Below are 21898 nucleotides of genomic sequence, written 5' to 3'. Positions count from 1 at the left end.
TTCGCCGGAGGAGTTCGTCGCTCAGTTCCGCGTGACGGACTCGCTCAGGTTGAGCAGCATCGACGCGATCTGCATCCACGCCGCATGGTCTGCCGCGGGAAGGCTCTCCTCGCGCAGCGACTCGCCCGCGGAAAGCGCCTGCCGCGCGGCCTCCTCGTCGGCGGCGTAGCGCTGCCGTTCGCGGTCGAGCGCCTCGCTCAGCACGTCGATCTCCAGGTCGCTCGCCGGCCGCGAGAGGGCCTCCATGACGGCCCAGCGGATCTTCGCTTCGTCGTCCCCGTCACGGAGCAGAATCCGCTGCGCGAATGCTCTCGCCGCTTCGACGAACTGCACGTCGTTCAGCGTCACGAGCGCCTGCAGCGGCGTGCTGGTCGAGGGGCGCGAAACGACGCAGGTCTCGCGATTCGGCGCGTCGAACGTCGCCAGGTTGGGCGGCGGGCTCGTGCGCTTCCAGAATGTATAGAGCGAGCGCCGGTAGAGCTTGTCGCCGTGATCCTGCACGAACGTCTGCGCCGTCGCGGGCGTGCTGCCGTAGTGGCTGATTTCGCGCCAGAGGTCCCCCGGCTGATAGGGGTGGACGCTCGGACCGCCGACCTGATCGTTCAGCAGGCCCGAAACCTTCAGCGCCGAATCCCGGATCGCCTCAGCCGGCAGGCGGAACCGCGCTCCGCGGGCGAGCAGGCGGTTCTGAGGGTCGCTGGCCAGCGCCTCGGGCGACGCGATCGACGACTGCCGGTAGGTCGCCGACATGACGATCTTCTTCACGAGCGCCTTCACGTTCCAGTCCAGCTCGACGAAATCGACCGCCAGCCAGTCGAGCAGTTCCGGATGAGTCGGCCATTCGCCCTGCGATCCGAAGTCCGCCGGCGTGCGGACGATCCCGGCGCCGAACAGCATCTGCCAGACGCGATTGACATAGACCCGCGACGTCAGCGGATGCTCCGGCGCGACGATCCACTTCGCGAGCGACAACCTGCCCGTCTGCGGCTCGGTCGAGGCGGGCAGCGCGCTGGGCGTCGCGATTTCCACCTGCTCCTTCGGCTGGGCGTAGTCGCCGCGATGCAGGATGAACGTCTCGCGCGGCTTGGCGGAGACGTTCATCACCATCGTCGGGAACTCGCCCGTCAACACGGCCAGGCGCTCTTCCGCGTTGGCCAGATCGACGCGAAGTCGGTCGGACTCTTCCGCATGCGCCGCGAAGTGATCGGCCAGCGCCTGCGCCTGTTCGGGCGAACGTTGTTCAACCGGAGTCTCCAGCGCGGCGATCTCTTCGGGCGTCAGCGAACTGCCGTCGTCGACGCCGGTGACGGCGAGAAGCTCCATCCGCGCCGCGATCAGGTCGTCGCCCGCGCCGAAGTTGAGCTGCGCCGTGAGATAGGGCGTCGCGCTCGCATCGAGCGGCTGCTCGAACGTGTACGTCAGATGCACGGCGCCCTCCTGTTCGACCGGAGGCGACCAACCGCTGGCGCTCAGCGTATCGAGGCAACCCTCCGCCCGGCGGTCGGGCTGCCAGGCGCTGGCAGTGACCTGCGCCGCCTCGAGCAGTCCGAACAGGTCGACCTGATCGGCAGGAACTTCGCCCGCGCTGATGGACAGCGTCGTCAGCACGAACGAGCCCTTCGTCAGGTCCTTCTTCGGGTCGTTCGCGTCTTCCTTCTTCTGCTGAAGCCGCGACCGCGGACCATGCCCCCAGCCGCCGCCCGGCGCGTTCGGGTCGGGATGAAACACGACCCGCAGGCCGGTGATCGGCTGGTCCGACTCCGGCAGCTTCGTCAGCACGTCGTACGCCGCCAGCCCGCCGGGCTGGGAGACGTGGACGAAACGCCCCTCTTCGATTTCGAAGCCGGCGCCGCGGTTCGGCGTGCTGACCTTCAGCAGTTCGACCGGCAGTATGGACAGGCCTTCGCCGCGTCGCGCGAGGACATCCTTCTCCCGCTCTTCCCAGGCGGCCAGCGCTTCGGCGGAGGGCGAAGCGAGCTCTGCCTTCAGCTTCGCGATCGTCTGCTGAAGCCCCGCTTCTTCGCCCGTTTTCAGAACCGTACGTGCCTGCAGGAAGGGCCGCGGATTGACGCCCGCGTTTCCGTCGAGGCCGATGTCGTCGAGCGAGTTGAAGTAGGCGTAGAGGCTGTAGTAGTCCTTCTGCGTGATCGGATCGTACTTGTGGTCGTGGCACTGCGCGCACGCGAACGTGAGCCCCAGAACGGCCTCGCCCAGCGTCTTCACCCGGTCGATGTTGTAGTTCGCGAGGTTCTCTTCCGGGATCGTTCCCCCCTCGTGCGTGACCATGTTGTTGCGCTGGAAACCCGTCGCGACCTTCTGCTCGATCGTCGCCTGCTCCAGCAGATCGCCGGCAATCTGTTCGAGCAGAAACTCGTCGTAGGGCTTGTTCCGCTGGAAGGCGTCGATGACCCAGTCGCGCCACAGCCACATGTGGCGACCGCCGTCGATCGAGAAGCCGTTCGTGTCGGCGTAGCGCGACGCGTCGAGCCAGTCGAGGGCCAGCCGCTCCCCGAAGTGCGGACTCTCCAGCAGGCGATCGACCAGCCGCTCGTAGGCGTCGTCGCTCTCGTCGGCGACGAAGGCCTCGACCTCCTCGGCGCTCGGCGGAAGGCCCGTCAGGTCGAGACTCAGCCGGCGGATGAGCGTATAGCGGTCGGCCTCGGGCGCGGGAGCGAGTCCCTGGCTGGCCAGCCGATCGAAGACTAAGCGATCGATCTCGTTCCTGACGGCCCAGTCTTTCGCCGGCTGGGGCAGCGGCGCCTTGACCGGCGGGATGAACGACCAGTGAGCGGCATACTCGGCGCCCTGCTCGATCCAGGCCTTCAGCGTCGCCTTCTGGTCTTCGGTCAGTTCCAGGTGCGAGTCGACCGGCGGCATCTGAAGCGATTCGTCGTCGCTCGTGATGCGGACCCAGACTTCGCTCGCCGCCAGATCGCCGGGGACGAGCGGTCGTGATCCGCCGCGATCGGCGTACGCCTCGTCGGCGACGTCGAGGCGCAGTTCGGCTTCGCGCGCGTGCTCGTCGAAGCCATGGCAGGCGAAGCAGTTTTCCGACAGGATCGGCCGGACGTCGCGATTGAAATCGATCTCCGCTGCCCGGAGGCTTCCGAGGGCGAGCGAGACCGCCATTAGCGGGGCGACGAACAGCAGTCGATGCGAAACGAGCATAAGCGTTCGAAAAGCTTCAGGGCGGGCTGGCGACGACGCGGGGCGTGCGATCGATGATCGATCCGCGACTCTCCGCGGGAGTTACCCAATCGTACCACGGAGGCCGCCGAATTCATGGCGGAACTCGCGGAGCGCACACCGTGATCGCGTCAACAGGAGACACGGAGGGCTGACGCCCTCCGCTCGCCGGGGAAGCAAGCGCCGAAAGAAAAGTGTCGCCTTCTGCGGTGGACAGCGCCTATCGTTCATCTGGCGGGGATAAGCGCCGGCCCAGGCGTCGCGGTCGAAATTCTAGATACTCGACCCTCGACTGGCCCACGACGACCGCGCGCCCCCGCCAGCCGACGTCGGCCTTTTTCGACCATCTTGAAAGAGCGAAACTTGAAATGGAAGGGCGAGCCGGGGACGCAATACCCCGCTCGCCAAATCGGACGAGCGCCAGGAACTCAAGGGAATTGGCATCCCTCACTCGCATCGACGAGAACGCAGCGGTTTAGCTCGCCTCGGGAAGCAGATTCGGCCATACTGAAGGGCCTCTCCCGCCTTCCGCGAGCCTTCTCGTGCGGATCCGCGCCGCTTCGTTTCTTCTCCTCGCCGCAGCCGCGCTGACGCTGCGCGCCGAGCGCCTGGCCGGCGATGAACCGTCGCCGAAGTCGGCGGCGCCATCTGCTGCATCGAGCGCCGCGGTCCATGCGTTCGTCGAACGCCATTGCGTCGACTGCCACAGCTCGGTCGACCCTGAAGGCGACCTCGACTTGCAGGCGCTGACGGGCGAAGCGATCGAACGGCGCTCGCCGGAATGGGAAGCGGTCGTCCGCCGGCTCGTCGCGCGGCAGATGCCCCCCGCCGGCTCGCCCCGCCCCGGCGAACTCGAATACGAGTCATCGCTCGCTGCGCTGACAGGGATTCTCGATGAGGCCGCCGCCAGGCATCCCCGGCCAGGTCGCACCGCCAGTCTTCGCCGCCTGACCCGGACGGAGTACGCCAGCGCGATTCGCGACCTGCTCGCGCTGGAGATCGACCCGGCCTCGCTCCTGCCGCCGGACGAAGCAGGGCACGGGTTCGACAACGTCAACGTCTCCGACCTCTCGCCGACGCGGATGGAACGGTACGTCGACGCGGCGCAGAAGATCAGTCGCCTCGCCGTCGGCGGCAAGTCGTCCGCTCCCTCGGGCGAGACGTTTCGCGTACCCGCCGACGTGACCCAGGAAGAGCATGTCGAAGGCCTGCCGATCGGCACCCGCGGCGGCGTTCTCATCCCCTTCGCCTTCCCCCGCGACGGCGACTACGAGATTCAGATTCGCCTGACGCGCGATCGCGACGAGCATGTCGAGGGGCTGCACGAGCCGCACGAGTTGGAAGTCCTGCTTGATCGGAGACAACTCGCGTCATTCACCGTTCGCCCGCCGAAGAATGAGACCGACCACCAGCATGTCGACCGGGACCTGCATGCGCGTATTTCCGTCTCCGCAGGGCCGCACGACCTGGGCGTGACGTTCGTCAAGAATCCGTCACGGCTGCTGGAAACCAAGCGTCAGCCCTATCAGGCACGGTTCAATCTCCACCGCCATCCGCGAACCTCGCCCGCCATCTTCGAAGTCTCCATCGTCGGCCCTTACGACGACCGAGGTCCGGGTCAGACGCCGAGTCGGGAGAAGCTGTTCGTCCGCTATCCCGGGGAACCCGAATCGGAAGAGGCCTGCGCGGAGGAGATTCTCTCGGCACTGATGCGCCGGGCGTATCGGCGTCCGACGACGGCGGTCGACTTGGAACGGCCTCTGGCGATCTACCGTGACGCCCGTCGCGAAGGCGACTTCGAAGCCGGCATCGAAGCGGCCGTCGCGGCGGTTCTGGTGAATCCCAACTTCCTGTTCCGCATCGAGCTCGATCCGGAAGACGCGTCCCCCGGACAGCCCTGCCGCGTCGACGACGTGACGCTCGCTTCGCGGCTCTCGTTCTTCCTCTGGAGCAGCGTTCCGGACGACGAATTGCTCGCCGCCGCGGAGCGGCGTGAGCTTTCTCGGCCGGAGGCGCTCGAATCGCAAGTCCGCCGGATGCTCGCCGATCCGCGGTCGAAGAGCCTCGCGACGAACTTCGCCGGCCAGTGGCTCCATCTGCGAAATCTCGACTCCGCCGCGCCGGACGGTCGGCTGTTTCCCGACTTCGATCAGAACCTCCGCGACGCGCTCCGCGAGGAGACCGAATCGCTGTTCGACGCGATGGTGCGGGAGGATCGCAGCGCTCTCTACCTGCTGTCGCCCGGCGAGACGTTTCTGAACGAGCGCCTGGCGAAGCATTACGGCCTGCCGCACATCTACGGCAGTCGCTTCCGCCGCGTGCCGCTCGACGCCGAAAGCGTGCGCGGCGGCCTGCTCCGGCAGGGAAGCGTGCTGACCGTGACTAGCTACGCGACGCGAACCTCGCCCACCATTCGCGGGAAGTGGATCCTCGAGAATCTGATGGGAACGCCGCCCCCTCCGCCGCCCGCGGACGTTCCGGCGTTGGAAGATATCACCGTCGACGCCTCGCTGTCGGTCCGCGATCGTCTGGCCCAGCATAGGGCGGACGCGGCGTGCGCCAGTTGCCACGACCTGATCGATCCGCCCGGCCTCGCGCTCGAGAACTTCGACGCCGTCGGTAGGTGGCGCTCGGAGGAAGAAGGCGTCGCGATCGACGCCTCGGGCGGAATGTCCGGCGGAAGCCAGTTCGTCGGCGCGGCAGGTCTCGAACAGGCGCTGCTCGCGCGGCCGGAACCGTTCGTCGCGACGCTGACGGAGAAACTGCTGACCTACGCGCTCGGACGGGGCCTGACGCCCGATGACGGACCCGCGGTCCGCCGAATCGTGCGCAACGCTGCCGCGGACGACTACCGCTTCTCGACGCTGGTCCTGGAGATCGCGAAGAGCGTTCCGTTTCAGGTGAGGAGGGCCGAATGATCGTGACCGGAAAGACTCTGCCGCGCCGGACCCTTCTGCGGGGATTCGGCGCGTCGCTCGCGCTTCCGCTGCTCGACGCGATGGTTCCGGCGCTGACCGCTTCGGCGAAGACGGTCGCCGCGCCCGCCCGACTGCGGCGCCTCGGCTTCGTCTATATGCCGATGGGCTGCGACGTCACGAGGTGGACTCCCAACGGCGACGGGACGCTGGACGAACTCTCGTCTTCGCTCGAACCGCTCGCGCCCGTGAAGGACCACGTTACCGCAATTACGAACCTGGAACTGCGGAACGCCTACCCCGGCACGCACGCGACCTCGAACGCGGCCTTCCTCAGCGCGGCTACGGCGAAGCTGACGGAAAGTTCCGATTACTACCTCGGCACGACCGTCGATCAAATCGCGGCCAAGGCGATCGGCGCCCAGACGCAGCTTCCTTCGCTCGAGCTGTCGATGGACCTGCTGTCGCTGTCGGGCCAGTGCGACAACGGTTACGCCTGCGTTTACCAGAACAACCTTTCGTGGTCCTCCCCCACCACGCCGCTGCCGGCGGAGGCCCATCCGAGGGTGGTCTTCGAGCGGCTGTTCGGCGACGGCGGGAATTCCGCCGAGCGGCGAACTTCGCTGCAACGGCGCGCCAGCCTGCTCGATTCCGTCGCCGAAGAAATGGCCCGCCTGCAGAACCGGCTCGGGCCCACCGATCGGCAACGCGTGGCGGAGTATCTCGACGCCGTACGGGAGGTCGAGCGGCGGATCGAGAAGGCGGAGGCCGACGCCAGCGACAACCCGCTGCCCGATCTCGATCGTCCGACTGGCGTGCCCGCGTCGTACGCGGATCATGCGCGGCTGATGTTCGACCTGCAGGCGCTCGCGCTGCAAGGCGACGTGACGCGGGTGATCACCTTCCAACTCGCTCGCGAGACGAGCAACCGCACCTATCCCGAGATCGGCGTCTCGGATCCGCACCATCCGCTGACCCACCACGGCAACGATCCGGAGAAGATCGCGAAGGTCGCCAAGATCAATCGGTTTCACGTCTCGCTCTTCGCCGACTTCCTCGCGAAGCTCAAGTCGATTCCGGAAGGCGACGGTACGCTGCTCGACCATTCGCTCTATCTCTACGGCAGCGGCATGGGCAACCCGAACGTCCACGATCACGAGAACCTGCCGATCCTGGTCGCGGGGGGCGCCGCGGGCAAGATGCGGGGCGGACGCCACATTCGCTACGCCCAGCCGACTCCGCTGGCGAACCTCCATCTGACGCTGCTCGACAAAGTCGGCGTTCGCCTCGACAAGTTCGCCGACAGCCACGGCATGGTCGACGACCTGTTCGAGCCGCTATCGATGTAGAACGTCGACAAAAATATCCCTCGTTCCGCTCCTCTCGGGTGGCGCTGGCTCCGCCAGTGGGAGAGCGGGAATCGGTCGCCCATGAACATCCACTTCGAAGCATGACTTCCACCTTCAGCCTTACTGCCTGACGCTCGCTCGCTTCTTCATGCCTCGCTTCGCCGTCTATCTCGCCGCCGCCTTCGCCTTCGCGACGCCTTCGTTCGCGCAGGCGGACGAGCCGTCGGTCGCGGACGCGGCGGAGCGGCAGGAATTGCAACCGATCGACGATCTGCTGGCAGCGCGGGCGGACGTGAACGCCGCACAGGTCGACGGGATGACGGCGCTGCACTGGGCCGTCTGGCACGACGATCCGACGCTCGTCCGAAAGCTGCTCCGCGCGGGCGCGAAAGCGACGGCTGCGAATCGTTACGGAGTCACCCCTTTATCGCTCGCCTGCACGAACGGCGATGCGGGGATCGCGGAACAGTTGCTGAGCGCCGGCGCGGACCCGAACGCCAGGCTTCGCGGCGGCGAGACGGCGCTGATGACCGCCGCGCGCACCGGCAAGGTCGACGTCGTCCATGCCCTGCTGCGGCACGGCGCCGACGTCGACGCGAAGGAGCGGAGCGGCCAGACGGCCCTGATGTGGGCGTCGGCCGAGGGGCATGCGGACGTCGTGCAGGCGCTGATCGACGCCGGCGCCGACTATCGAAGCGCCCTGCCCTCCGGCTTCACGCCGATGCTGTTCGCGGCCCGCGAGGGTCGGACGAAGGTCGTGCAGGTCCTGTTGAAGGCGGGCGTCGACGCGAACGAAGCGACGAAGCCTGAGCGAAGGACGAATGGCCGCGAGCCGGTCGCGGGAACGTCTCCCTTGCTCCTCGCCGTCGAGAATGGGCATTTCGAGACAGCCGTCGTTCTGCTCGATGCAGGCGCCGATCCGAACGACCAGCGATCGGGCTATGCGCCGCTGCACGTGATGACGTGGGTGCGCAAGCCGAACCGCGGCGACGGCCTCGACGGCGAACCGCCGCCGCGAGGATCGGGCGGGCTCGGCAGCCTGGCTTTCGTCGAAAGGCTCGTCGAGCATGGCGCCGACGTGAACGCCCGGCTGAAGAAGGGGCCGAAAGGCGGGGGCCGGTTGGGCCATCCGGGCTCGACGCCTTTCCTGCTGGCGTCGGCGACGACCGATGCGGCGCTGATGCGGAAGCTCGCCCAACTCGGCGCCGATCCGCATCTGGCCAACGAAGAGAAGACGACGCCGCTGCTGGCCGCGGCCGGCGTGGGCATCCCGGCGCCGCAGGAATCGGGCGGGACCGACGCCGAAACGATCGAGGCGCTGTCGTTCCTGCTGGAACTCGGCTGCGACGTCGACGCCGTCGACGCGAACGGCGAAACGGCCATGCACGGCGCCGCCTACAAGATGTATCCCCGCGTGGTCGACTTCCTCGCCCGGCGCGGCGCGGACCCCGACGTCTGGAACCGGGCGAACCACTACGGCTGGACGCCCTCGACGATCGCCTCCGGCAAGCGGCACGGCAACTTCCGCCCTTCGCCGGAGACCGCGGCCGCGCTCGAGCGGGCGCTCAAGAAAAATCCTGCCGCGGCGCCCGCGAACGCCGTCGAAACAACCGGGGAAGAATGAGCTTCGCCGCGAAACGGGCCGAGGCCGCGCTAGAGTCCTCCTCGACTCACGCACGCTCCGCGGGCACGGGCAGGTTATCGGGGGCGGCTTTCCAGGCGGCGGCGTATAATGCCGGCGTGCGATTCGCCTTCGGCGCCGATCTGGCGCCGGGCGGTCCGCCCGCCCCGCTCTTCCGCATCCCTCCTGCCTTGAGCCGCATCCTGGCTATGAGAATGAGCCTTCGTGCTTCGCTCCTGATCTTCGCGGTCGTCCTGGCCGCGTACGCTGGCGGACTCGCTGCCGCAGAAGTCGACTTCGCTCACGAGATCGTGCCGCTGCTGAAGAGCCGCTGCGCCGAGTGTCACAGCGGCGACGAGCGGGGCGGAGGCTTCTCGATCGATACCCGCGAGTCGTTCCTGGGCGGAGGCGAATCGGGCGTCGCCGCGGTGGCCGGCAAGAGCGGGGAAAGCGAAGTCGTCGCTCGGATCGGTTCCGACGACGACACGATCCGCATGCCGCCCGAGGGCGAACCGCTCACGGCCGAGCAAATCGCCCTGGTCCGTCGCTGGATCGACGAAGGGGCGAAGTGGGAGCAGGGCTATTCGTTCGGGCCGACGGCCTACGATCCGCCGCTTAAGCCGCGGATGCCGGAACTTCCTCCGCCGCTCGCTTCGCGCGAGCATCCGGTCGACCGGATCCTCGACGCCTACTCGAGCGAGCGAGGGCAGGAACCTCCTCCGCCCGTCGACGACGAAACCTTTCTTCGCAGGGCGTCGCTCGATCTCGTCGGGCTGCTGCCGACGCACGAAGAGCGCGAGGCGTTTCTGAACGACGCGTCGCCCGACAAGCGGGCGCGATTCGTGCAGACGCTGCTCGTGCGGGACGTTGACTACGCCGAGCACTGGCTCACGTTCTGGAACGACCTGCTGCGGAACGACTACGCCGGCACCGGGTTCATCACCGGCGGACGGACGCAGATCTCGAAGTGGCTGTACGACGCGCTCGTCACGAACAAGCCGTACGACCAGTTCGCGCGGGAGCTGATCGCTCCGCCGACTCCGGAGAGTTCCGGCTTCGCCGACGGCATCCGCTGGCGGGGCGAAGTGAGCGCCGGCCAGACGGTCGAGATTCAGTACGCGCAGAGCGTCGGTCAGACGTTTCTCGGCATCAACCTGAAGTGCGCTTCGTGCCACGACAGCTTCATCGACCGGTGGAAGCTGAAAGACGCCTTCGGCCTGGCCGCGGTCTACTCGCAGCGACCTCTGGAACTTCATCGCTGCGACAAACCGACGGGCGAGACGGCGACGGCCGCCTGGATCTTTCCCGAACTGGGACAGATCGATCCCGCGGCGTCGCAGCCCGAACGGCTGAAGCAGCTCGCCGATCTGATGACGCATCGCGAGAACGGACGCTTCACGCGGACGATCGTGAACCGGCTCTGGCACCGCCTGATGGGCCGCGGCATCGTCCATCCGGTCGACGCGATGCAGAGCGAACCTTGGAACGCCGACCTGCTCGATTACCTAGCCGAGGATCTGGTCGCGAACGGTTACGATCTGAAGCGGACGCTGGAACGGATCGCCACTTCGCAGGCCTACCAGTCCCGTGCGGAGAGCGTCAGCGAAGCGGCTGACGCCGACGGGTACGCTTACGCCGGTCCGCGATCGAAGCGGATGACCGCGGAGCAGTTCGTCGACGCCGCCCGGCAACTTACCGACAGTAGCCCCGACAAGTTCGACGCGCCGGTCGTGCGAGGCAAGCCCGATGCCGGGGCGCCGAATGCGCAGCCGGTCGCCGGCGCCTGGATCTGGAACAGGGCCGACGTGAGCGCCGTCGCCGCAGGCGAGAAGCTCGCCTTTCGCAAGCAGTGGAATCTGACGGCGCCGCCTGCGTCAGCGTCTGCCGCGATCTCGTGCGACAACGCCTACACGCTCTACGTCAACGGCAAGCGGATCGCCCGCGGCGAGAACTGGGAAGCGCCCGATCTCCTGCCCCTGTCGAATCTCAAGCAGGGCGCCAACGAGATTCTGATCGTGGCCGAGAACGGCGGCGCGGGTCCGAATCCCGCCGCGCTCTTCTTCGAGGCCCGCTCGTTCGACGCGGACGGGAAGGGGGGCGCGCTCTTCACCGACGAGACGTGGGAGTGGAACGCCCAGCTTCCCGACAAGAACGGCAAGTACAAGCAGCCGGCGAAGGACTGGAAGCCCGCGGCGAAGGCGGCGCAGCAGCAGGTCTGGATGAGCCGACTGGAAGGAGAGCTGACGCAGGGGCTGTCGCGCGGCGCGTCGGTATCGCAGGCGATGGTCCGGGCGTCGCTGCTGAAGAGCGATTTCCTGATGCGATCGCTGGGACGCCCCAACCGCGATCAGATCGTCAGCGTGCGACCGCTGGAACTGACGACGCTGGAGGCGATCGACCTCTCCAACGGCGAGGCGCTGGCCGACCTTCTCCGCCGCGGCGCCGCGACGCTGCAGCAGCGCGAATGGGCGTCGCCCGAAGCGTTCATCGACTGGACCTGGCGCTTCGCCCTCAGTCGCGATCCGACCTCCGCTGAGCGCGAAACCCTTTCCGGGATCGTCGGTCCCGAACTGACGACCGAAGCGATCGAAGACGTCCTCTGGGCGGTCGTGATGCTTCCGGAGTTTCAGTTAGTACGGTAGTAGGCGACAGCAGGTCGTGACACGAATCATGCGACGGAATGAAAGCGATCCGATGAACGAACAGCGACATCGCCGCGAGTTTCTCCGCGAACTGGCGGCCGCCGGGGCTGCGACGATGCTGGCCGGCGCTCCGCGATTGCTGAGCGCCGAAGACGGCGCGACGATCGAGCATCCTCGTCCGAAAGCGGACTCCTGCATCCTGCTCTGGATGGGGGGCGGCATGGCCGCGCCCGACACGTTCGATCCGAAGAAGTACGTGCCGTTCGAGGTCGGCCTTCCGGTCGCGAAGGTGGAGAGCACCTTCCCCGCGATCGACACGGTCGTCGACGACGTCAAGATCAGCGCCGGGCTGGAGCACGTCGCGCAGGTGATGGACCGCGCGACGCTGATCCGCTCGCACGTGTTGCCCGACCTCGGCAGCATCCTCCATTCGCGGCATCAGTATCACTGGCACACGGGGTACGTCCCGCCGCAGACGGTCGCCTGTCCGCACATCGGCGCCTGGATGGCCCGCGTGCTGGGACCGCTGAACCCGGTCATGCCCGCGTTCGTGAACATCGGCCAGCGACTGGAAGGGGTGGGCGAGCAGGAAGAACTGAAGGCCTTCACCACCGCCGGCTTCTTCGGCAGCGAGTTCGGGCCGATGAACCTCCCCTACCCCGAGGAGGCGGCGACGTCGGTCCGACCTCCGAAGGGAATGGACCCCGGTCGCTTCGCGCGGCGGAACCAGCTCTTCCGCAAGCTGGTCGAACAATCGCCGCAGGGCGAGTTCGTCGGCGACTTCCAGCGCGAGTCGCAACTGCGTGCGATGGAGAACGCCTATCGCCTGCTGAGCGCGAGGGAACGCGAGGCGTTCGATATCTCGCTCGAACCGAAGGAGAGCTACGAGAAGTACGACACCGGGCGCTTCGGACGCGGGTGCCTGCTCGCGCGTCGACTCGTCGAGAACGGCGCCCGGTTCGTCGAGGTGACGACGGAGTACGTCCCGTTCCTCAACTGGGACACGCACGCGAACGGCCACACCACGCTGGTCGAAATGAAGAAGCAGATCGATCGCCCGATCGCGCAGCTCATCCTCGACCTGGAGAGTCGCGGGCTGCTTGACCGGACGCTCGTGATCCTGGCCAGCGAGTTCAGCCGGGACATGATCATGGAAGGGAAGCCCGGCTCGAACGCGAACGACCAGACCACGGAGCCGGTCGACGCGTTCAAGGAAATGAAGCACTACGGCCAGCACCGTCACTTCACCGGCGCCTCGTGCGTCGTGATGTGGGGCGGCGGCGTGAAGAAGGGCCATCTGTACGGCTCGACCGCGAACGAGCGGCCCTTCGTCGCCGTGGAGAAGCCGCTCTCGGTTTCCGATCTTCACGCGACGATCTTCACGGCCATGGGCATCAGCCCCAAAACGGCGTACGACGTGGAGAAGCGCCCGTTCTACGCGACCGAGGACGGCCTCGGGACGCCCGCGATGGATCTGTTCGGCGCGTGATTCCGCGACGAGTCCCAGCGGAGCGACTCTTCTTCCTTCTCTCTCGGATCGGTCTCCGCCATGCAGCGTCGCACGTTTCTGATCGCCGGTTCGGCGCTGGCGGTCGCGGGCCCGATCGCGTTCGCCGAGGAGAAGAAGCGTCGCGTCGCCGTGATCGGCCACACGGGCCGCGGCGATTACGGGCATGGTCTCGACACGGTCTGGAAGCAGATCCCGGGCGCCGAGATCGTCGCCGTCGCCGACGCGAACGAGGCCGGATTGAAGAAGGCGCAGGCGAAGCTGGGCGTCGAGCGCGGATATGCCGACTATCGCCGGATGCTGGTTGATACGCGACCCGAGTTCGTGTCCGTCTGCCCCCGACATGTCGATCAGCATCATGACATGGCTCTGGCGGCGATCGAGGCGGGCGCGAAGGGGATCTACATCGAGAAGCCTTTCTGCCGCACGCCCGCGGAAGCCGACTCGCTGCTCGCGGCGTGCGAGAAGCACGGAGCGAAGATCGCCGTCGCGCACCGCAATCAGTATCACCCGGCGCTGGCGCATGTCGAACGACTGATCGCTGACGGCAAGCTGGGACGCGTCCTCGAATATCGCGGGCGGGGCAAGGGCGATCGACGCGGCGGAGCCGAAGACTTCTGGGTGCTGGGCTGCCACATCGTCGATCTGGTGCGGCGATTCGCCGGCGACGCCGTCTCCTGCTCGGCCCTGCTCCTCCAGAACGGGAAACCGGGGACGGGAGCGGACGTGAAGGAAGGCGCCGAAGGGCTCGGTCCGCTGGCGGGTAACGAGATGCACGTCCGCTACCAGACGGCGAGCGGCGTCGTCGCGTACTACGATTCGATCGCCGACGATCGGACGAGCGGCGCCTTCTCCCTGCAGATCGTCGGCAGCGAAGGAGTCGTCGCGATCCACATCGACGCGAACCCCGTCGCCCACTTTATTCCCGGCAATCCCTACGCGCCCGCTGCCGAACCGAGGTCATGGATTCCCATCACGACCGCAGGCGTCGGCGAGCCGGAGAATCAGCCGGAGCTGATCGCGAACGTCGCGAACCACGTCGTCGCGGCGCTCGACCTGATCGCCGCCTGCGACGAGGATCGCGGCCCGCTCTGCAGCGCTGCGGACGGCGCCGCAACGGTGGAGATGATCTGCGCCGCGTTCGAGTCGCACCGTCAAGGCGGCGCCAGCGTCAGCTTCCCGCTCAAGCAGCGCGACAACCCGCTCGCGCTGATGAAGAGTTCCGGCTGAGTCAGTCGGAGCTCGCAGGCGAATCGGTTGCGGCGTCGATCAGATCGTCCCGCCAGATCACCTGAGGCTGCGGGCGAACGGGCGTAGGCTCGGCCTGGTGCGTCTCGTCTCCGAGAACCTGATCGTAGAACAGGTCGACGTAACAGGCGTCGTCCGCGTCGGCGACTCCCCGGGCGTCGCGCTCGGGCAGCAGATCGAAGGTCCGGCCCCCTGCCTTCAGGGAGAGTCGCGTCTGACGATAGTCCGCCTTCGGAGAGCCTTTACGGCCCAGGCGATTGCAGATCTTGAACGGGCCGACGCCGTACTCCCGATCGGGCCATGACAGGGGCATCGTCGGCCAACTGTTCGACAGGCTCAGCGCCCGCTGCGTCGGCCCGAGCGGAATCGAGAGGCCGATGAACGCGGCGTCGGAGGAGCCCTGCCTCGCCCGAACGGAGAGGTCGATCGCGCCGGTCGGTCCGGCTTCGACCCAGTCAGGAACGGCGATCTCGCCCGCGACGAGCCGGTACCCGTCGCCGAGATCGATCGCCTTCTCCCAGGTCGCCTCGACCGACGCGAACTTCTTCAGCGCTCCGAAGCCGGTCGGACGCTTCGGGTCGTAGCCGCGGGCTTCGATCACGAACGGCCCGGCATCGGCGGCAGATCCTTCGTCGCGAAAGAGGGCCGCGACATGGAACTTGTCGCCCGGCGCGATCCGCTCGACGTCCATCAGCACGGCGGCGACGGCGACAGATCCGTCGGTCGTGCGTTCCGGTCCGCCGAGAACGCGGACTCGATCGAGCGGCGTCGCCTCCTTCAGTTCGGCGGCGAAGAAGCTGCCGGGCATGGAATAGCCGATCGGAAACTCCAGGTCGACTTCGCGGACGAGGCGCTCGAACTGCTCGAACGTTTCCGCTTCTCCGAGGTCGGCGCTTTCGAGATGCCACAGGAAGCGATGGACCGGCCCGTAGTCCAGCAGCAGGTTCTTCCGCAGCGGTCGTTCGTCGCCCGACGTGACGACGATCTCCGCATCGATCGGCATGCGGACCCGGAACTGACCCGCTGCCTCGAACTGCTTCAGCGTTCGTCCGTGGCGGAGAATCTCCACCTGCCCCGAACGTTCGCGGCCGGTCTCGAAGTCGTAGATCCTTCCGCGAACGACGACGCTGAACGGTTCGTCCTTTTCTGCCGCCGGCGTTCGGTCGAAGTAGATGGGACTCGCGAGCGCGACTTGCCACTGCGCATCGCTGCCGTAGACGCGCACGGCGTACCAGCAGGGCTCGCTTTCGGAGATGACGCGCGTCACGCTCGCCTGATTCGACTTCGGCGTCCACTCTCTCACGACGATGCCGTTGCGCAGCAGTTCGATCCGGGCGATCGTCGTCGGCTCGTTCGTCTTCGGATCGACGGAGTCCAGGCTGAAGGCATGTTGCGGGTAGTCGACGTCGATCGAAACCGTTCGAGAACTGCCGTCGGGCGACAGCGTGGCGCCGCTGATCTGGCCGTCGATGCCGAACCGCACCAGCGGACCGGTCGTCGCCATCGTCCGCCCCCGGCGGACGGCTTCGACCAGATTCTCCGGCGAGACTTCCGCGCCCTCGCCGAGATAGTAGTACGTGTTCCAGAAGCCGGGCGCCTTCATCCCCAACTCGGGACGATCGAAGCAGGCGTCGCTGTCGGCGAAGACGGGAACGAAGCAGCCGCGATTCAATAGCTCGAACCAGAGCCGATGCGCCGTCGCGTTCCCCGGCTCGTCGCTGAGCACGCTCAGGCCGTCGAAGGAGGGCCCGGCGAACGCGTCGAAGATCAGTTCGCGGGCAAGATTGTTGCCGGGGAAGTCGAGCCATTCGCCGCGGTACTGCTTGCCGGGATAGTAGCGGACCGAATGGACGTAGACGGCCACGCCGCCCTGTTCGTGAATGGCATGCTGCACCTTCCAGTAAGGAGGCTCTTCGGAAATCAGGAACGGGTTCTCGACTCCGAGAATCACTTGATGCCCCAGGATGTTCTTCGGTCGTTCGGCGCCGAGGAACATCTGGAAGTCGGGGCCCGAGACGGCGCGACAGGCCGCGCGATAGCCCGCGAGGTCGAGCGTTCCCGCTCCTGTGTACTCCTGGCCGACGGAGACGAAGTCGAGGCCGTTCGCCCGGCAGGTCAGCGCGACGTCTTCGTAGCTGGTCTCGCGCTGGTTCTCGCCGTGGATCATGTGGACGTGCAGATCGCCCGCGACCCATCCGAGCCGTTGCATGTCGACGACCTTGCGGAGTCGTAGCTCCACCGTCGTTATCTCGCCAGCTTTCACGTCCACGCTTTTCGTCTCAGCACGCCATTGCATTCCGCGCGCGGCCGCGATCGACGTCGGACCCGAAGGAAGTTCGAACGTCTCTTCGCCGTCGATGAAGACTGCATGCGCTTCGATGTTCGGCCAGCGGTCCGCCGAGAGGCGCAGTCGATCGCCCGGGTAGGCGCCGTCGCTCGCTTTCAGGACGAGACGTGCCGGCATCGCGGCGCCGGTCGCTTCGTCGAGCACGCGCACGGTCAGCTTCCAGGTTTCCTGAGCGGTCGCCTCTCGACCGCTCAGGCTGACTGCGAAGAGAAAAGCCGACAGTAGCGCGAGCCGCGCGGGAAGACGATGCATCGGGAGACTCCGCCCGCGCGACGAAGGATGTCGAGCCGGCGTTCATGGAGAGAGGATAGGCGAGAGAAGAGCAGCGGGCGACGCGAAGACCTTCCCGCTCAGTCCGCACGAACGATCGGCTTCGCCCGGCGGGTCATCCCCACAGGCCCCGGAGCTTTTCCTTCTCCGGCGCTTCGAGCGGGAACTTCTTGCTGAAGGGGTGGTCGGCGATCCCGGCGAATTCGCGGAGCGCCGTGTGAATATGCTCGGGCCGGACGCGCACGCCCTGCTCGCGATCGACCGAGAGCGAGGCGGGATCGATGGGCACGTGGAACTGCTGTTCGTCGGTCGCTCCGATGACGCGGTTCCCCTTGATGCCGCGACCGAGGAACATGATCGAGCCGATCGACCAGTGATCCTTGCCGTTCCCGTTGTTGTAGGTCGGCGTGCGGCCCATCTCGCTCTGAACGACGAGGACCATCTTGTCGCGGATGCCCAGTTCCTCGGCTCGCCGCATCACGTAGGCGATGCCCGCGAGGAATTCCGGGATGAGCCGCATCTGGTCAGGGTCGTTATTGGCGTGGCTGTCGAACTGGCCGATCGTGAGGTTGGCCGAGACGCAGACGCCGGCCTTGAACGAGGCGAGCGCGATCTCCGCCTGCTGAAAGAGGCGTTCCTTCGGGATCTCGTCGGGGATGTAGGGCGTGACCCGGGCGAGCGACTTCGAATTCAGCTGACTGCCGTAGAGCATGTTCTCCGCACGCTCCGCCCGGGGCAGACGGGGCTGAGCGACTTGCGCCTGATGCTGATCGGCCAGCGCCTGCTCGATGCGGTCGAGGGCGAAGTCGTCGTGGTAGGGCGACCGTTCGTTTCCGTTGACGTAGTCCGCGTTCGCGATCTTCTGCAGCGACGGCAGGTACGGCACCCGCGCCATCGCGACGAGGTTACCGGTCGCGGAGTAGTTGCCGAACGTAAGGTACGAGATCGGGCACTCCGGCCCCTGGCACGCGGCGACGAGCGCGGCGAAGGTCGGATAGGCGAGGCTGTCGAGCTTGCCCGTCGCCATGTACCGGGCGCCGGGCGAATGGTTGTTGACCGAGTAGTCCAGGCCGTTGAGCACGAGCAACTCCTCGCCGAACTCGGCGTAGAAGTCCTCGTTGCTCATTCCGCCCTCTTTGTGCTTCGCGGTGGGCGCGAACTTGTGGGCCCCGTGCGTCTGAATGTCCCCTTCCTTATAGAGGCGGTTGATCCCTTCGATCCCTTTCGGATCCATCAGGTAGGTCGTGTCCCAGCCGCCCGAGGCGTTGAACACGACGTAGAACGGACCCTCGTAGGGGCCGTCCCTTTCGGGCGCGGGATCGGCGACGGACCAGCGCGGGATCGCGAGCCCCAGACCGGCCAGACCGCAGGCTTTCAGAAAGTCGCGTCGCATGAGGGGTCTTACTGGTAAAGGAATTCCTGCCGGCGCAGCAGATAGGTCACGACGCCCCGCCAGGCGCGGATCGTGTAATGATCGTCGGAGGGGACGTCCTGCCTTTCGCGTCGGCACGGGTACGCTTCCCGCTTGTCGTACGGTTCTTCCTGCGACTGGGCGTCGCGGACGATCCCGGCGAGAAGCTGGAAGGAGCGTTCGACCTCCGCCGAATCGACCGCGTCCTCCCGACCCAGCAAGGTCCAGTGGAGATGCATGATCGCCTCGCGGATCCTGGCGTCTCCGTCCGGCGACGCGCCCGGGACGACGTCGGGTTCGATGCGAGGAAAGAGCCGGCGGTTTTCGGGCGCCAGTGCGAAGTCGCTCAGCGTGTTCTCGCAGGCGACGTCGTTGGCCATCATTCGCTGGATGGCGCCCATCGCGCCGCTGGGATCGGCGGGGCGCTCGGTCACCTCCTGCGAATCGATGCCGCCGTAGAGCATGGCCATCTCCCCTTCGAGCCGGCCCCAAGGCTTGCCGAAGATGGCGGCGACCTTCCGTTCCAGTTGCTCGGGCGACAACAGACTGACGACGCCGATGTCGTCGAGTTCGGCCAGACGCTCCGGCGACTCCACGGCGTCCTCCGGTCGATCCGCCCGGTAGAAGTCCGAGAGGACCCATTCCCGGAACGCGACCTTCAGGTCGAAAGTCGATTCGACGAATTTCTGGGCGATGCGTTCGACCTCTCGGCGCTGCTCGCGATAGGCGCGGCGTTTCGCGGCGAAGAGGGGGTCGTCGAGTTCCTTCGGCGGCAGCAGGACTTTGCGACCCGTCAGAATGGAATAGACGTGCTCGACCATCGTGGCGGCGAAGCGGGGATCTTTCGCCGTTCGCTCGCCCAGCCATTGCAGCGCCCGCCAGCGTTCTTCGGAGGGCATCTCTTCCCCCTCGAAGCCGGCTTGAAACATGTCCTCGTACCAGCCTTCGCGTCGCGGGCCGTAGACGCCCTCGAAGTCGTAGTAATCCTGGAACAGGCTGGCGACCGGATCGAGCGTGCGATGGCAGACGACGCATTCGGATGCCTGCATCGTGGGAATCTCGTACTTGGCCGTGACCGTCGCAGCATCCGAGACGCGAGCCGCGAGTTCCAGGGCATCGACGCCCAGGAAGTGCTGGAAGTACATCCGCGCGCGGAGGCGATTTCGGTTGGTCTCGGTCGTGGGATAGCGCCGCAGGTACTGAAACGTGCTCAGGATCCCGGCATGCGGATAGAAGCCGGTCGCCGACTCCTGATCGTCCCGCTTGTCCCGTCCGACGAGCGCCTTGAGCTTGACCTGCACGTACTCGAAGGGATCGTCCGGGTCCTCGAACTCGGGCCGCAGATCGTCGTAGATGCCGTAACCGCGGGAGGTATAGGGCGAGACCATGATGTAGTCCGCCGTCACGATCTCCGTGAAGGGTCGATCGTTTCGCACGATATGCTCGACTAGTTTGAGCGGCTCCTGAAACAGCGCTTCGCGATAGTCGTTCGCCAGCTTGTAGCGGGCCTGCTGTCGCTCCTTCTCGTCAGCGATGTGCGAAAGATCGTGCTTCTGCGTCCAGTGGCGCGTTTCGCTGAAATGCCGGTACGTCAGCGCCGACTCGGCGCCGTCGATGTAGCCGAGCGTCAGGAAGATGTCGTTGAACCCCTCGCGCAGGCGATCGTAAAAGGCGTCCTCCTCCATCACGCGATCGAGAATACCGGGCAGCGCGTCCAGGCCTTCGGTATCGACCGCGGCTAGTTCGTCTTCCGTCGGCAGTCTTCCAACGAGCGATAGCGTCGCCCGGCGCAGCAGCCGGCGATCGCTCAGCATCGTGACGCCGTCGAAGAAGGGCGGCGCGTCGGGATCCTCTTCCATGCCGGCGACCAGCTCGCCGTTCTGCGACGCGCTCGCCCGGCGAACGAATTCTTCGAGAATGCGATACTCGGCGGAATCGGACTTCAGAACGTCTTCGCCGCCATGGTCGAGCTCGCCGACGACCTTCGCCAGCAGGTAAGACTTCTCCCCTTCCTTACGCAACGCGAACGTCAGGAAGAGCGACTGATTCTGCGACAGGGCCGCGTCTCGATCAGGACCGACGCTGCGCTGCGGATCGAGCAGCACGAGTTCGCTCTCCTCCGCATCGCCGCCGGCTTTGTGACAGGTCAGACAGACCTGCGAACCGACCTTCGCCCAGACCTCTTCGGCGAAGTAGGCGTCGACCGGCGCCGAGCAGCGACCGCTATAGGGCGCCGGTTCCTGCGCTGTCGTCACGCACAATGACAAGGAGAGCGACAGTGACGGAATCGCCAGGGCAGCCGCCAAGGCGATCAGGCGATAGCTAACGAGCGCGGCCATCGGCGGGAATTCGGCTGAGCGGCCAGGAGGGACGAGCGGCGGGCTATCGATCAATCTAACGTCAAAGAGACCCGATCGGTACTCCTTCCCGCTCCTGCCGGCTGCTATGCCCGCGGATCGTCCCAAGGCTTGGGGGCCATCCAGGGGGGCCTGCGCCGTTCCTTTCCGCTGGCCGTCAAGACGCGGGTCGCGCTCCGATGATGACGTACCGCAGGTAGGTGACGTACGTCCCTTCGCCGGCCCCGACGTATTCGTCCCCGTCAGGCGTCAGATACCGTCGCAGTCGGGCCACCTCCTTTTCGCTGGCGACGGGCCGGACCTTCTCCAGACGACCGGCCAGTTCGAGCGCGAGCCACTTGGCGGTCGCTGCGTCGAGCGGCCCGTTGCGATCGAACGTGAAGGAGCGGATCGTCACGTTTTCGAGTCCGTGCCGCCGGAAAAGATCTTTCGCGTACCTGGGAAAGGCGTAGCCATGCCGGTCCGCCGGAGTCAGCGTCTTCGCCTCCAGTTCGCAAAGCTTCCGCTCGATCGCCAGCGGCCAGGGACAGATGACGTCGTGAACCGAATCGGTCTCGGTGTAGACGATCGCTCCGCCCGGCTCGCATAGCCGCAGCGGGCCGGCCATCAGGCCGTCATGGTCCTCGATCGACTGGAGCGAGTCGGCGCAAAAGACCAGCGAGAACCGGCCCAGGGACTCGGCAGGTTCGAGAACGTTCGACTGCTCGTACCGCAGATTCGCGATCCCTTTGGAAGCCTCGCGCGCGGCCTTCAGATAGGCTTCGTCGTCGTCCAGACCGACGACCTCGGCGTGAGGCAGCGCTTCCGCGAGCATGCGGGTAAAGGAACCGTCGCCGCAGGCCAGATCGACGACTCGATTCCACGGCTTGCCGTCGCAGATCTCGCCGATCATCGCCTTCAGTTCGACCTCATGCGCCGCATGCTGAGCGTCGAGCGTCGCAGCGTAATCGGGCAAGTCTGTGTCGTCGGCCATGGCGAACGTCCGTACCGCTGCGTTGCGTCGTAATTGGAGAGTCAGCGGTATGCTTGGGTTATGCGACGCTTC

At 66.5% G+C, this 21898-nt stretch carries 11 protein-coding genes; 6 read left to right on the top strand and 5 right to left on the bottom strand.

The features are described 5' to 3' along the window. Window positions 1-21: 21 nt before the first annotated feature. Window positions 22-3168 carry a PSD1 and planctomycete cytochrome C domain-containing protein gene (locus SH602x_RS17210; protein WP_479473489.1) on the bottom strand — a complete coding sequence of 1049 codons (3147 nt, stop codon included), beginning with the start codon at window positions 3166-3168 and terminating at the stop codon, window positions 22-24. 560 nt (window positions 3169-3728) lie between these two features. Between SH602x_RS17210 and SH602x_RS17205 the strand changes: the two genes are divergently transcribed. The 6 genes from SH602x_RS17205 (at window position 3729) to SH602x_RS17180 (ending at window position 14450) form a co-directional block, all read left to right on the top strand. Beyond that, a complete protein-coding gene (locus SH602x_RS17205; RefSeq protein ID WP_479473488.1) occupies window positions 3729-6104 on the top strand; it encodes a DUF1592 domain-containing protein in 2376 nt (791 codons plus the stop codon). Continuing rightward, complete coding sequence (locus SH602x_RS17200; protein WP_479473487.1) at window positions 6101-7450, top strand: DUF1552 domain-containing protein; 1350 nt, start codon at window positions 6101-6103, stop codon at window positions 7448-7450. The genes SH602x_RS17205 and SH602x_RS17200 overlap by 4 nt, the downstream gene beginning before the upstream one ends. A 148-nt stretch (window positions 7451-7598) precedes the next feature. Next, window positions 7599-9074 (top strand): ankyrin repeat domain-containing protein, encoded by a 1476-nt coding sequence (locus tag SH602x_RS17195; protein ID WP_479473486.1) that lies wholly within the window; start codon window positions 7599-7601, stop codon window positions 9072-9074. Between the two features lie 116 nt (window positions 9075-9190). Continuing rightward, entirely contained in the window at window positions 9191-11713 is a 2523-nt protein-coding gene (locus SH602x_RS17190) for a DUF1549 domain-containing protein (protein ID WP_479473485.1), read from the top strand. A 52-nt stretch (window positions 11714-11765) separates the two neighbouring features. Then, window positions 11766-13202 carry a DUF1501 domain-containing protein gene (locus SH602x_RS17185; RefSeq protein WP_479473484.1) on the top strand — a complete coding sequence of 479 codons (1437 nt, stop codon included), beginning with the start codon at window positions 11766-11768 and terminating at the stop codon, window positions 13200-13202. Window positions 13203-13262: 60 nt separating this feature from the next. After that, a complete protein-coding gene (locus tag SH602x_RS17180) occupies window positions 13263-14450 on the top strand; it encodes a Gfo/Idh/MocA family protein (RefSeq protein ID WP_479473483.1) in 1188 nt (395 codons plus the stop codon). A 1-nt stretch (window position 14451) separates the two neighbouring features. Here SH602x_RS17180 and SH602x_RS17175 read toward each other — a convergent pair whose 3' ends face one another. From SH602x_RS17175 to SH602x_RS17160, 4 genes are all read right to left on the bottom strand, one after another. Further along, window positions 14452-17067 carry a CehA/McbA family metallohydrolase gene (locus SH602x_RS17175; RefSeq protein ID WP_479473482.1) on the bottom strand — a complete coding sequence of 872 codons (2616 nt, stop codon included), beginning with the start codon at window positions 17065-17067 and terminating at the stop codon, window positions 14452-14454. 133 nt (window positions 17068-17200) lie between these two features. Then, window positions 17201-18478 (bottom strand): DUF1501 domain-containing protein, encoded by a 1278-nt coding sequence (locus tag SH602x_RS17170; protein ID WP_479473481.1) that lies wholly within the window; start codon window positions 18476-18478, stop codon window positions 17201-17203. 8 nt (window positions 18479-18486) lie between these two features. Continuing rightward, entirely contained in the window at window positions 18487-20835 is a 2349-nt protein-coding gene (locus SH602x_RS17165) for a DUF1592 domain-containing protein (protein ID WP_479473480.1), read from the bottom strand. 175 nt (window positions 20836-21010) lie between these two features. Continuing rightward, on the bottom strand, window positions 21011-21826 hold the full coding sequence (locus tag SH602x_RS17160) for a class I SAM-dependent methyltransferase (protein ID WP_479473479.1): 816 nt from the start codon (window positions 21824-21826) through the stop codon (window positions 21011-21013). Window positions 21827-21898 lie beyond the last annotated feature (72 nt).

The sequence above is a fragment of the Lignipirellula cremea genome, from assembly GCF_056501455.1.
Note: the sequence above shows the minus strand (reverse complement) of the source record. Positions and strands in the feature narration are given on the sequence as shown.

What these genes read in the sequence shown, in the direction of transcription:
- SH602x_RS17170 (WP_479473481.1), bottom strand. Translation starts at nt 18,478, where the DNA reads ATGCGACGCGACTTTCTGAAAGCCTGCGGTCTGGCCGGTCTGGGGCTC.
- SH602x_RS17185 (WP_479473484.1), top strand. Translation starts at nt 11,766, where the DNA reads ATGAACGAACAGCGACATCGCCGCGAGTTTCTCCGCGAACTGGCGGCC.
- SH602x_RS17180 (WP_479473483.1), top strand. Translation starts at nt 13,263, where the DNA reads ATGCAGCGTCGCACGTTTCTGATCGCCGGTTCGGCGCTGGCGGTCGCG.
- SH602x_RS17200 (WP_479473487.1), top strand. Translation starts at nt 6,101, where the DNA reads ATGATCGTGACCGGAAAGACTCTGCCGCGCCGGACCCTTCTGCGGGGA.
- SH602x_RS17210 (WP_479473489.1), bottom strand. Translation starts at nt 3,168, where the DNA reads ATGCTCGTTTCGCATCGACTGCTGTTCGTCGCCCCGCTAATGGCGGTC.
- SH602x_RS17165 (WP_479473480.1), bottom strand. Translation starts at nt 20,835, where the DNA reads ATGGCCGCGCTCGTTAGCTATCGCCTGATCGCCTTGGCGGCTGCCCTG.
- SH602x_RS17175 (WP_479473482.1), bottom strand. Translation starts at nt 17,067, where the DNA reads ATGCATCGTCTTCCCGCGCGGCTCGCGCTACTGTCGGCTTTTCTCTTC.
- SH602x_RS17195 (WP_479473486.1), top strand. Translation starts at nt 7,599, where the DNA reads ATGCCTCGCTTCGCCGTCTATCTCGCCGCCGCCTTCGCCTTCGCGACG.
- SH602x_RS17160 (WP_479473479.1), bottom strand. Translation starts at nt 21,826, where the DNA reads ATGGCCGACGACACAGACTTGCCCGATTACGCTGCGACGCTCGACGCT.